The 12,388-nt window shown below is 68.2% G+C and carries 11 protein-coding genes; 8 read left to right on the top strand and 3 right to left on the bottom strand.

The window, feature by feature from the left end; all coding sequences use genetic code 11:
- The first annotated feature begins 28 nt into the window (after window positions 1–28).
- Complete coding sequence (gene rsmD / locus QF036_RS16435; protein WP_307103554.1) at window positions 29–634, top strand: 16S rRNA (guanine(966)-N(2))-methyltransferase RsmD; 606 nt, start codon at window positions 29–31, stop codon at window positions 632–634.
- A gap of 70 nt (window positions 635–704) precedes the next feature.
- On the opposite strand, the gene QF036_RS16430 is transcribed toward rsmD, so the two are convergent.
- Both QF036_RS16430 and QF036_RS16425 read right to left on the bottom strand, forming a co-directional pair.
- The gene (locus tag QF036_RS16430) at window positions 705–1,490 is read right to left on the bottom strand and encodes a spermidine synthase (RefSeq protein WP_307103551.1); all 786 of its coding nucleotides are present in this window, start codon (window positions 1,488–1,490) and stop codon (window positions 705–707) included.
- A gap of 2 nt (window positions 1,491–1,492) precedes the next feature.
- Entirely contained in the window at window positions 1,493–2,701 is a 1,209-nt protein-coding gene (locus QF036_RS16425; protein ID WP_307103549.1) for an aminotransferase class I/II-fold pyridoxal phosphate-dependent enzyme, read from the bottom strand.
- Between the two features lie 91 nt (window positions 2,702–2,792).
- Between QF036_RS16425 and coaD the strand changes: the two genes are divergently transcribed.
- The 7 genes from coaD to ftsY all read left to right on the top strand — a co-directional run bounded on the left by coaD (window position 2,793) and on the right by ftsY (window position 11,015).
- Window positions 2,793–3,272: a pantetheine-phosphate adenylyltransferase gene (gene coaD, locus QF036_RS16420; RefSeq protein WP_236803789.1), complete on the top strand. Its 480-nt coding sequence runs from the start codon at window positions 2,793–2,795 to the stop codon at window positions 3,270–3,272.
- 168 nt (window positions 3,273–3,440) lie between these two features.
- A complete protein-coding gene (locus QF036_RS16415) occupies window positions 3,441–3,965 on the top strand; it encodes a YceD family protein (RefSeq protein WP_307103545.1) in 525 nt (174 codons plus the stop codon).
- Between the two features lie 36 nt (window positions 3,966–4,001).
- Entirely contained in the window at window positions 4,002–4,205 is a 204-nt protein-coding gene (rpmF, locus tag QF036_RS16410) for a 50S ribosomal protein L32 (protein ID WP_009356569.1), read from the top strand.
- A gap of 21 nt (window positions 4,206–4,226) precedes the next feature.
- Complete coding sequence (rnc, locus tag QF036_RS16405) at window positions 4,227–4,982, top strand: ribonuclease III (RefSeq protein ID WP_307103544.1); 756 nt, start codon at window positions 4,227–4,229, stop codon at window positions 4,980–4,982.
- Between the two features lie 6 nt (window positions 4,983–4,988).
- Window positions 4,989–5,960 (top strand): bifunctional DNA-formamidopyrimidine glycosylase/DNA-(apurinic or apyrimidinic site) lyase, encoded by a 972-nt coding sequence (mutM, locus tag QF036_RS16400; RefSeq protein WP_307103542.1) that lies wholly within the window; start codon window positions 4,989–4,991, stop codon window positions 5,958–5,960.
- Window positions 5,961–6,081: 121 nt separating this feature from the next.
- Window positions 6,082–9,711 carry a chromosome segregation protein SMC gene (smc, locus tag QF036_RS16395; protein WP_307103541.1) on the top strand — a complete coding sequence of 1,210 codons (3,630 nt, stop codon included), beginning with the start codon at window positions 6,082–6,084 and terminating at the stop codon, window positions 9,709–9,711.
- Between the two features lie 86 nt (window positions 9,712–9,797).
- Window positions 9,798–11,015, top strand: coding sequence for a signal recognition particle-docking protein FtsY (gene ftsY, locus QF036_RS16390; protein WP_307103539.1), 1,218 nt, complete (start codon window positions 9,798–9,800; stop codon window positions 11,013–11,015).
- Between the two features lie 60 nt (window positions 11,016–11,075).
- Here ftsY and QF036_RS16385 read toward each other — a convergent pair whose 3' ends face one another.
- The gene (locus tag QF036_RS16385) at window positions 11,076–12,233 is read right to left on the bottom strand and encodes an MFS transporter (RefSeq protein WP_307103537.1); all 1,158 of its coding nucleotides are present in this window, start codon (window positions 12,231–12,233) and stop codon (window positions 11,076–11,078) included.
- Between the last annotated feature and the right edge of the window lie 155 nt (window positions 12,234–12,388).

Raw genomic sequence — 12,388 nt, 5'->3', positions numbered from 1 at the left:
CACTCCCAGCCAAGCCGGGGGACTGGGCATGAGCAGGATCGTCGCCGGTGCCGCGGGCGGAACCCCGCTGGCCAACGTTTCGGGGTCCCTGACGCGGCCCACCACGGACCGGGTCAAGGAGGCGCTGTTTTCCCGGCTGGACGCGTTCAACGTGCTCGGCGGCGCCCGGGTCCTGGACCTGTACGCCGGTTCCGGGGCGCTGGGGGTCGAGAGCGCCAGCAGGGGGGCAGAATCAGTCGATCTGGTGGAGTTCGACGCCAAGGCCAGCGCCGTGTGCCAGCGGAACGCCGACCTCATCAACGGCGTCCTGGGCCGCAAGTCCGTCACGGTGCACCGCTCCAAGGTGGAGTCCTTCCTCGACCGCGCGGCCGGGGACGCCAAATGGGACGTTGCCTTCCTGGACCCGCCATACCCTCTCGATGAGCCCGCGCTGGCGTCTGTCCTGGAAAAGCTGGCGCCGCACCTCAACGACGGAGCAGTGGTGGTGGTCGAACGGTCATCCCGCGCCACCGAACCCGCGTGGCCCGAAGGCCTGGAGCGGTTTGCCGAGAAGAAGTACGGCGAGACCCGGCTGTGGTATGCCGAACCGTCCAGCGGCCAGGATGTGGACCTCGCGCTGGAGGCCGAGGACTGAGCCACTTGGTCCGGGCCGCCGAGGCCAACAACCGGGCTAGTGCGGCAGCCCGGCTAGTCGGACAGCCCGGCTAGTCCGACAACCGGTCCAGTTCCACGCCGGCCAGGACCCTGGCCGGATGGGGTCCGCGTGCCGTGAGGGCGGAGGTCCATTCCGGCGGCCACGGCTTCCTGGTGCCGGCAAGGATGATGTTCCCCGGATACTTTCCCGTGAACATGCCCGCCTCGGCGCAGGCGGCGACGTCCGTCATGGCCCTCCGCAGCCCGGCCACCTGGCTCCGGACCAGAGTCAGGCCCGGTTCGTCGCCGACATTCACGATCAGCACGCCCCGTTCCGTGAGGAGTGCAGCGGCTTCCTCGTAGAACCCGGTGCAGGCGATGTGCGCGGGCGCCTCCGGGCCGGAGAAGATGTCCAGGATGACGACGTCGAAACGCAGATCCGCGGGCAGTTCCGCCAAGGCGGCGCGCGCGTCGCCGATAACGGTATGGAGGTCGGTACCGTCTGGCAGCGGCAGGCGATCCAGCACGAAATCGAGCAGCTCCCGCTCCAGCTCCACGGCGTACTGCACGGAGCCGGGACGGGTCGCCTGGATGTACCGCGCCAGGGTCAGGGCACCGGCACCCAGGTGAAGCGCACGGATGGGTTCACCCCACGGAGCGGCGAGGTCCACGATGTGCCCGATGCGGCGCAGGTATTCGTAGAAGATGTCCTCGGGGTCGGCCAGGTCCACGTGGGACTGCTCGGCCCCGCCGATGCTGAGCACGAACCCGCCGTCTGTATAGGTATCCGGTTCGATGACGGCGTGCTGGCCGGTGGCGCGCAGGAAGCGCGATGCCCGGGACGCGCCGTCGGCCATGGTCAGAGCCTCTCCCGGAGGGTCGCCAGCCGTGCGGCGGCCTCCTCGAGGACTTCGTTGCGCTTGCAGAACGCGAACCGCAGCAGGCTGCGCGTCCGTTCCGCGCCCTCGGGGTGGCAGAACACGGGCACCGGGATCGCTGCCACGCCCACCAGCCCTGGCAGCCGCCGGGCCAGGTCCACTGAGTCCCTGATGCCCAGCGGCAACGTGTCCACGTTAACGAAGTAGGTGCCATCGGGAGTGAACACGTCCAGGCCGGCTGCGCGCAGCCCCTCGCTGAGGATGTCGCGCTTTTTCCGCAGTGTGGCGGAGACGCCCTCGTAAAACTCGTCCGGCAGGGCCAGGGCCGTGGCGATGGCACTCTGGAACGGGGTGCCGGAACTGTACGTGAGGAACTGCTTCACCGTCCGGATCGCCGCTACCAGGTGCTCCGGGCCGCTCAGCCAGCCGACCTTCCATCCGGTGAAGGAGAACGTCTTGCCCGCCGAGGAGATGGTGACCGTCCTGTCGGCGGCCCCCGGCAGCGTGGCCACCGGTATGTGGCGGACGCCGAACGTGAGGTGCTCGTACACCTCGTCGGTGATGATGATCGCGTCATGCTTCCGGGCGAGGTCGACGACGCGCTGAAGCACCTCGCGCGGGAAGACCGCGCCGGTGGGGTTGTGCGGGTTGTTCAGCAGCACGACTTTGGTGCGGTCGGTGAACGCCGCTTCGAGGGCTGCGGAATCAGGGAGGAAATCGGGGGCCAGCAGAGGGGCAGTGACATGCGTGGCGCCGGAGAGCCCGATGATCGCGCCGTAGGAGTCGTAGAACGGTTCGAAGGTCAGGACCTCATCGCCGGGGCCGACGAACGCCAGCAGGGACGCGGCGATCCCCTCGGTGGCGCCGGTGGTGACGATGATTTCAGTGTCCGGGTCCTGCTCCAGTCCATAGAACCGGCTCTGGTGTGCGGACACGGCCTCCCGCAGCTGGGGGATCCCCTTGCCGGGTGCGTACTGGTTGGAGCCAGCCGCGATCGCGGCCTGGGCGGCCGCCTTGATCTCCGCGGGGCCGTCCTCGTCGGGGAAACCCTGCCCCAGATTGATGGCGCCGGTCTGCATGGCCAGCGTGGTCATCTCCTCGAAGATCGTCACGCCCAAAGCGCCGTCACTTGCCAGCAGGTTTGCCCCGGTGGCCGCACGCTGCCAGGGCGCCGGAAGTGTTTGTGTCATTGGTTTCCTGCCTGTCTGTTCAGCCCCGGCCCCGAGGCGGCCGGTGCCCAAGTCATGGTATCCCGGCCCGCCGATACGGTAGGTTCGGAGCATGAGACGCGCCGTATGCCCTGGCTCCTTCGACCCCATCCACAATGGACACCTCGAGGTCATCGCCAGAGCCGCGAGCCTCTTTGATGAAGTGATCGTCGCCGTGTCCACCAACTATGCCAAGAAGTACCGCTTTCCTTTGGAGGAACGGATCGAGATGGCACGGGAGACGCTGGCCTCCCTCCGGGGCATCGTCGTGGAACCCGTCGGGGAGGGCCTGCTGGCGGAGTACTGCCGGCAGCGCGGCGTGTCCGCCATCGTGAAGGGGCTGCGGTCGTCGTCGGACTTTGACTACGAGCTTCCCATGGCGACGATGAACCGCCAGCTAAGCGGAGTGGAGACGGTGTTCCTTCCCGCGGAGGCGCACTACCTTCACCTGTCGTCCACCCTCATCAAGGAAGTGGCCTCCCTGGGCGGGAGCGTGTCCGAGTACGTTCCCAGGTCCGTGTTGAAACGCCTTCTTGCGGGCGGCGCGCCTTAGGCCGGCCAGCCCTCCAGGGGGTAGGCTTATGCGGTACGTTTCCGGTGCACGCCGGCCGCGTGCCCCGGCGTGGCATCCGGTTTGAGTCCGTCAGGGAGTTCAGGCTAAGATGGTACGTCGGTCATATGTTCAACAGGAGTTCTCATTAAGCGAGATGCAAGTTCGCCCTTGATGCTAGATGTCAAGGACCTCGGACGCAGTCCGGGGAGCATGCGTACACTGACGGAACATGTACCCGCGCCGGGGGATCTCGGCGTGGCGCTCATTGGCGTCCAGGAAGGCTCGGATATCGAGCTCGACCTGAAGCTTGAGGCCGTACACGAAGGAATTCTGGTATCAGGTACTGCCTTCACCGAAGTAAAAGGTGAGTGCGGCCGATGCCTGGATCCCCTTGCGTATGACCTTGAGGTCAATGTGCAAGAACTTTTCCTCTACGAAGGCGTACTGCTTTCCGACGGGGAAGACGATGAAGAGCAACGTCGAGTCGAGCACGATCTGATCGATCTTGAGCCGGTGTTGCGGGACGCGGTTGTTACCATGCTGCCGTTCCAGCCGGTGTGCCGGGAAGACTGCCAGGGCCTGTGTTCCGAATGCGGAGCGCGCCTGGAAGACGAGCCGGGGCACCACCACGAGGTCGTAGATCCTCGCTGGGCTGCCCTAGCTGATCTGGCTAAGCCTGACCGGCAAAATTGATTTGTAAGTGTTTTTCTAGAGAGAAATGAGTTAGCCGTGGCTGTTCCCAAGCGGAAAATGTCTCGCTCGAATACCCGCGCCCGCCGCTCCCAGTGGAAGGCAACTGCCCCCCACCTGGTGAAGACCGTCGAGAACGGCCAGGTCACCTACAGCCTGCCGCACCAGGCAAAGGTCGTTACCGACTCGGCTGGCACTGCGCTGTTCCTTGAGTACAAGGGCCGCAAGGTCGCGGACGTCTAATCGGCCTCAAAGCTGATCAGGATGTCTTCAACTGAAGAGCTTCTGAAGCGTCTCGGTGTCTTCATTGACGCCGGGACGCTTCGTCTTGCTCTGACACACCGTTCGTACGCCTACGAAAACGGCGGCATACCCACCAACGAGCGCCTTGAGTTCCTGGGTGATTCCATCCTGGGGTTCTCCGTTACCGATGCGCTGTACCGCGACAACCCGACGCTCCCCGAGGGCGACCTGGCCAAGCGCCGGTCGGCCGTGGTGAGTACCCGCGCCCTCGCCGGTATCGGCCGCAGCCTGGGCATCGGGGACTACATTTACCTCGGCCAGGGGGAGAAGCTCACCGAAGGCAAGAACAAGGCCTCGATTCTGGCCGACACCATGGAGGCCCTCATTGGCGCCACCTACGTGTCCAACGACATCGAGACCGCCCGCCAGCTGGTGATGCGCCTCATCGGGCCGCTCCTGAAGGACGCCGCCGCCCTGGGCGCCGGCACGGACTGGAAAACCAGCATCCAGGAACTGGCCGCGGGACGGCAGCTGGGCAGCATCTACTACGCCGTCGAGGGCTCCGGCCCGGACCACGCGCGCACTTTCGTCGCCGTCCTCCAGATCGGTGGAACCGCCTACGGAAAGGGCTCCGGCCACTCCAAGAAGGAAGCCGAGCAGGAAGCTGCGGCGGATGCCTGGCGGAAGCTCTCGGGTGCCGAAGTCAAAGTGTCCGGCGCGGAGTCTGCAGCGGAGAACGCAACGGCGGCCCCGTCGGAACCCGCCGCGGGCAGCTAAGCCCCCGTGCCTGAACTTCCCGAAGTCGAGGTGGTCCGCCGCGGCCTGGTCAACTGGGTCCGCGGCCGGACCATCACCGGCGTCGACGTGGTTGACCCGAGGTCCGTTCGCCGGCACGCCCTGGGACCGGAGGATTTCGCCGGGAACCTTGAGGGGGCCACAGTCCTCGACGTCGTCCGCCGCGGCAAGTTCCTCTGGATGCCACTGCAGGAGGACGGCGCGCCGCGCACTGCTACAGATCCCGGCGGTTCAGGGCTGCCGGGCATCGCGCTCATGGCCCACCTCGGCATGAGCGGGCAGCTCCTGATGCAGGACAGCTCTGTTCCGGACGAGAAACACCTGAAAATCCGCCTGCGCCTGAGCCCGGCGGGAACCATGCCGGAGCAGCTGCGGTTCGTGGACCAGCGGATCTTCGGCGGCCTCTTCGTCACCACGCTCGTTCCCACGGACGACGGCGGGCCCGGCGGGACCGCGGAGGACCCGGTGCCGGTCATCGCCGAGGAAGCCGCGCACATCGCGCGCGACCCCCTGGACCCGCATTTTTCCTTTGACACCTTCTACCGCCGTCTCCGGAAGCGAAAAACCGGGCTGAAACGCGCGCTGCTGGACCAGGGGCTCGTCTCCGGGATCGGCAACATCTACGCCGACGAAGCCCTATGGCGGGCCAAGCTGCACTATGCCCGGCCCACCGACACCCTCCGGCGGGCCGACGCCGAGCGCGTCCTCGCCGCTGCCCGCGACGTGATGAGCGATGCCCTGGCCGCCGGCGGCACCAGCTTCGATTCCCTGTACGTCAACGTCAACGGGGCGTCCGGTTACTTTGAGCGGTCCCTCAACGCCTACGGCAGGGAGGGGGAGGAATGCCGGCGCTGCGCTGCCGCGGGGATCCGCAGCATTCTGAAGCGCGAACAGTTCATGAACCGTTCCTCCTACACTTGCCCCGTGTGCCAGCCGCGGCCGCGCAACGGCCGCTGGTGACAATTGCCACCCTGTTCGGAGGGGCCGGAGGGCCGTAAATCCGGGGATCCCGGCCCGCTTGCCACTAGATTTGGTGGAGGACAAGCAGCCGCTGCCGCCACTTATGGAGATCTGAAAAACCTTGCACCTCAAAAGTCTGACCGTCCGGGGCTTCAAGTCGTTTGCGTCGGCAACGACGTTCGACTTTGAGCCCGGCGTCACGGCAGTCGTCGGGCCCAACGGCTCGGGCAAGTCCAACGTGGTGGACGCCCTCGCCTGGGTCATGGGGGAGCAGGGCGCCAAAACCCTCCGCGGCGGCAAGATGGAGGACGTCATTTTTGCCGGCACCTCGGGCCGCCCGCCGCTGGGCCGCGCGCACGTCTCGCTCACCATCGACAACACCGACGGCGCACTGCCGATCGAGTACAGCGAAGTCACCATCTCCCGCACGCTGTTCCGCACCGGCGGTTCCGAGTACGCCATCAACGGCTCAGCCTGCCGACTCCTGGACATCCAGGAACTCCTGTCCGACTCCGGACTCGGCCGCGAAATGCACGTCATCGTGGGACAGGGGCAACTGGACCGGGTCCTGCACGCCACTCCCGAGGACCGCAGGGGCTTTATCGAAGAAGCCGCCGGCATCCTCAAACACCGGCGGCGCAAGGAAAAGACCGTCCGCAAGCTGGAGGCGATGCAGGCCAACCTCCAGCGGCTCAGCGACCTGACCGGGGAGATCCGCCGGCAGCTCACACCGTTGGGCAAGCAGGCAGAGGTGGCACGGCGCGCGCAAACTGTGCAGTTCGAGGTCCGTGATGCCCGGGCCAGGCTGCTGGCCGATGATTTGGTCCGGCTCCAGAACACCCTTGCACAGGACATCGCCGACGAGTCCGCGCTCAAGGCGCGGCGCGCCGCCGTCGAAACCCAGCTTGAGGAGGGCCGCCGGCGGCAGGCGTCACTGGAGCAGCTCGCTGCGGAGGCGACCCCCCGGCTGAACGCCGCCAGGGACACGTGGTACCAGCTGTCCGCCGGACGGGAGCGGCTGCGTTCGCTTGCCTCCCTGGCCCAGGAACGCTGCCGCCTGCTCGGCTCCGCAGACCCGGTGCCGGAGCCGGGCCGGGACCCGGAACAGCTGGAGCGGCAAGCCGCACGGGTCAGAGGCGAGCAGGCGGACCTGGAAAAGGACATCCTCGAAGGGCGCGCCGCCCTGACGGCTGCCGCCGCCGCCAAGTCAGCGGCCGAGGATGCCGCCGCGGCCGAAGAGAAGCGGCTCACCGCCGCGCTGCGGGCCGCCGCCGACCGGCGTGAGGGCCTGGCACGCCTGGCCGGCCAGGTGGGGGCGGCGCGGTCAAAGGTGGAATCGGCCCAGGCCGAAGTCGGGAGGCTGCGCGAATCCCTGGCCGCCGGCGATGAGCGGCGCCGGCATGCCCAGTCCGAGTTCGCCGCGCTCGAATCGCAGGTGGCAGGGGTCGAGGACGGCGAGGAAACCCTGGATGCCGAATACGAGGACGCCCGCGCCGCCCTCGACGGCATCCTCGCTGAGATCGATTCGCTGAAAAGCACTGAACGCGACGCCGTCCGCGAACGGGACGCGCTGAAGGCGCGGCACGAGGCGCTGCAGCTGGGCCTCAACCGCAAGGACGGCTCCGAACATGTCCTCGGTGCCGGAGTGGCCGGCACTGTCGGTCCGTTGGCGGCGGCCCTGACCGTTGAGCCGGGCTATGAGGCAGCCGTTGCGGCAGCCCTGGGTAGCGCTTCGGACGCCATCGTGGTCCGGGATGCAGGAACGGCGGCAGAATTGGTGCGCCTCCTCAGGGAGGACGACGCCGGCCGGGCCACGCTGCTGCTCGAAGCGGCGGCACCTGCAGGAACGGCCGCCGCCGCCGAAACGGCAACTGCCGCGGCCGCGGCCGCTGGCGATGCCGCCAGAGGTACTCTGCCCGCCGGGGCCCGCCCGGCGGTGGACCTGGTGACCGCCTCCGGAACTACGTCGGCGGCCGTGCGAACGCTGCTCGCTGCCACCGCCGTCGTCGAGGACCATGACACGGCGGCGGTCCTCGTCGCCGAGCGTCCCGACCTTACCGCCGTGACGCTCGCTGGCGATGTGTTCACCGCCTGGACCGTTACCGGCGGTTCCGCGAAGGCGCCTTCCCTGCTTGAGGTGCAGGCCGCCGTCGACGACGCCGCATCCCGCCTGGCGGCCGTCACCGCCGGGCTGGAACAGTGCCGTTTTGCCCTCGCTGGCGCCGAGGGCCGCCGCGCCGCGGCGCAGGAACGGGCGGACGCCGCCCTGGAGCGCCTGCACGAATCGGATGCCCGGCTGGCAGCGGTGGCCGAACGGCTGGGCCACCTCAACTCGGTCCTGCGCAGCGCCGTCGGCGAAAGCGACCGGCTGGCCGCGTCACTGGCCCGCGCCGAGGCAAACATCGTGACCGAGCAGGAGGCGCTGACGGCGGTGACCGCCCGGCTGGCGGCGGCCCAGGACGCCCCCGCCGAGGAGGAACCGTCCACGGAGCAGCGGGACGCGCTGGCCCTGGCCGCATCGAAGGCACGGTCCGCCGAAATGGAAGCCCGCCTGTCCCTGCGCGGCCGGGAAGAACAGCTCACGGCCATCCGCAACAGGGCCACTTCGCTGGAACGGGCGGCAGCCTCGGAACGCCGGGCGCGGGAGCAGGCAGCCGAACGGGCGCGCCGTCGAAGGATCCAGGCCAAGCGGGCGGCAGCTGTCTCGGCCGCCGCGGAGCAGCTGATCCGTTTCAGCGACGTTTCCGTTGAGCTGGCCAGCGGGGAGCGGGACCACGCCGAGCAGGTCCGGGAGCAGCGGGACCGGGAACTGGCCGATATCCGCACTGCCAACGACGCGCTGGCCCGCGAACTGGCGGAACTGACCGACTCGGTGCACCGCGACGAGCTGGCCCGTGCCCAGCAGCGGCTCCGGATCGAGGCGCTGGAAACGAAGTCCGTGGAGGAGCTGGGACTGACCGCAGACCAGCTCGTGGCAGACTACGGGCCGGACCGGCCGGTGCCCGTGGCCGCTGCCGCTTCCAAGGACAAGTGGGCCGCGCTGCGGGCGCCGGTCGATGCCGCGGGCCAGCCGGTGGTGGAGGGCGTGCCGTTCGTCAGGGCGGAGCAGGAAAAGCGGCTCCGCAAGGCGGAACGCGACCTGTCATCGCTGGGCAAGGTCAACCCCCTGGCGCTGGAGGAGTTCGCCGCGCTGGAGGAACGCCACCAGTTCCTCAGCACCCAGCTGGAGGACCTCAAGGCCAGCCGCAAGGACCTGCTGGACATCATCAAGGAAGTGGATGACCGTGTGCAGAAGGTCTTTTCGGAGGCCTTTGCGGACACGTCGGCCCAGTTCGTGCGGGTCTTCGGCCGGCTTTTCCCCGGCGGCGAGGGCAGGCTGGTCCTGACCGACCCCACGGACATGCTCACCACCGGCATTGAGGTGGAGGCCCGGCCCGCGGGCAAGAAGATCAAGCGGCTGTCCCTGCTGTCCGGCGGTGAGCGGTCACTCACGGCGGTGGCCCTGCTCGTGGCCATCTTCAAGGCGCGGCCCTCCCCGTTCTACGTCATGGATGAGGTGGAAGCCGCCCTCGATGACACCAACCTGGGCCGGCTCATTACGATCTTTGAAGAGCTTCGGGAATCCAGCCAGCTGATCGTGATCACCCACCAGAAGCGGACCATGGAGGTGGCCGACGCACTCTACGGCGTGACCATGCGGGGCGACGGCGTGTCCACCGTCATCAGCCAGCGGCTGGGAGCGGACGTCTAGGAGACGCCCCGGACGACGGCGGCGTTGGCTGCCCGTGCCGCCTGCCGCTTGTGAGAAGCGCTTGTCGCTTGTGAGAAGCTAGGGGTGTGAATGACATCATCCCCATTCTTCTGCCCATTCTTGCTGCCCTGGTAGTTATCGGCGGGCTGGTCCCGGTGCTGATGAAGGCCCGGAAATCCGGCAAGCAGTATCCCGGCACCCGGGACGCCAACGACCCCGTTGCGCCGCTTGGCGGCGGAGGGACACTCCTCGAGGACCGCCCGTCTGCGCCTGCCGCGCCTGCAGATCGCCGGGCTCCGGACGCCGTCGACCTTGAAGCGCTGGAAGCCGAGGTCCCGGATGACGCGGCCGGCCTGGAGACCATCGCGGTGGAGACGCCGCTGCCCGTGGCCGGGCGGCTCACCCGCCTCCGGGAGCGCCTGGTCAAGTCCAACAACGTGCTGGGCAAGGGCCTGCTGGCACTGCTCTCCAGCGACAAGATCGATGAGAACGTCTGGGATGAGGTGGAGGAGACCCTGCTCCTGGCCGACCTTGGCACTGAACCCACCATGCAGCTGGTGGACGCGCTCCGCGAACGCGTGAAGGTCCTGGGCACCCGCGACCCTGAGCACGTCAAAGCACTGCTCCGGGAAGAGCTCATCAAGATCGTGGACCCGTCCATGGACCGGAGCCTGCGGATCGAACGGCACGCGGACAGGCCCGCCGTCATGATGGTGGTCGGCGTCAACGGCGTGGGCAAGACCACTACCGTGGGAAAGCTGGCCCGCGTCCTCGTTGCGGAGGACAAGGACGTCCTGCTCGGCGCTGCCGACACCTTCCGCGCAGCCGCCGCCGAGCAGCTGGCCACCTGGGGACAGCGCGTGGGGGTCCCCACCGTGAAGTCCGACATCGACGGCGCGGACCCGGCGTCTGTCGCATACGAGGCCGTGAAGGCCGGCATTGACCAGGAAGTCGACGTCGTCATGATCGACACTGCCGGCCGCCTGCAGAACAAAGTCGGCCTCATGGACGAGCTCCGCAAGGTCAAGCGAGTCGTGGAAAAGCTGGCAGAGGTGGACGAGGTCCTCCTGGTCCTGGACGCCACCACCGGCCAGAACGGTCTGAACCAGGCGCGGGTCTTCTCCGAGGTTGTCAACATCACCGGCATCGTGCTGACCAAGCTGGACGGAACCGCGAAGGGCGGCATCGTCGTCGCCATCCAGAAGAGCCTCGGAGTACCCGTGAAGCTCATCGGCCTCGGCGAGGGCGCGGACGACCTCGCACCATTCGAGACCGAGGCTTTCGTCGACGCCCTCCTGAACTAGCCCGCATCCCAAGTAGGTAGCAGCAGGGGGCGTTCCCAGCCTTGGGAACGCCCCCTGCTGCTACTCAGTTGGGTCAGGCTGGCGCTGTACCGTCTCCCGCGCGGCGAGCCAGCCCAGGGCGGCGACGAGCAGCACGGCGCCTGTCGCTGTGAAGGCCCAGCTGTAACCCAGCCGGTCGGCCAGCAAACCGACGAGCACCGGACCGAGGATGGCACCGATGTCCGACGTCATCTGGTAGGCCGCCAGCACGGGTCCGCCCGACCGGTCGCGGCCGATCACATCGGCGACCGCCGCCTGCTGTGCCGGGTTGAGCATTCCCGCGCCGACTCCCGCCAGCATCGAGGCGGCGAGGAACCACCCCAGCCCCTGCGTCAGGCCGATCCCGGCCGTCGCCGCACCCGTGACCACGAGCCCGGCCACCATCATCGGCTTCCTGCCCAGGCTGTCCGCCAGCCGGCCCGACACGGTCAGGGCGAGGGCATTCCCGGCAGCGAAAACTGCCAGCGCCCAACCCGCCGCCCCGGGCCCGGAGCCCAGGGCCGTGACGGCAAACAGCGGCACCGTGGCCATGCGAACGCCGAACGTTGCCCAGCCGTTGGCGAAGCTGGACAGCATGGCTGCACGGTACGCGCTGTCGCGGAAGGCTTCGCCGAGCTTCATGGCCGGTGCGCCCCCTGCCCCGCCGCGGGCTGAGCCGGGAACATGGCTGAGCTGCGTCTGCACCACCAGGGCTGCGAGGACGAGAGCGCCGGCGTAGGCGAGGAACGGGATGCGCAGGCCGAAGCCGGCCAGCAGGCCGCCGACGATGGGCCCGCAGACATTGCCAATCAGGAACGCCGACGCGTAGGCGCCGGACACCCGGCCGCGGCTCTCCGGAGGCGCCAGCCTGATGACCAGCGCCATTGATGCCACTGTAAACATGACCGATCCGGCGCCGCCCAGCCCGCGGAACGCCAGCAACTGCCAGTAGTTCTGCGCGAAAGCGCACGCCGCGGTGGACGCCGCCACGATGAGCAGGCCGGTGACGTAGACCGGCCGTTCGCCCAGCCTGCCGATGAGCGCCCCGCCGGCGGGAGCGAACAACAGCCGCATGAGCGCAAAGATACTGACGATGACGGCGGCGGCCGTCGCCCCGACGTCGAACGTGGTGGCGAATTGTGGCAGCACCGGTGCCACGAGGCCGAAGCCCAGCGCGATCAGGAAGGCTGCGACGAGCATCACCTTAATGTCACGGGGCAGCGGAGCACCATCGGCGCGGCGAACCGCACTGAACCGGGGTTTGCCCCGCGGCGTTACGGGGGAGTGGCGTCATGAAGCTGGGAATCCTTGGGAAACGGTCGGAACGGGCGTTTGGGGCGGATGAAACATAGCCG

The sequence above is a fragment of the Arthrobacter globiformis genome, from assembly GCF_030817195.1.
Lineage (GTDB): Bacteria > Actinomycetota > Actinomycetes > Actinomycetales > Micrococcaceae > Arthrobacter > Arthrobacter globiformis_D.
This window is presented reverse-complemented; position numbering and strand designations above follow the sequence as displayed.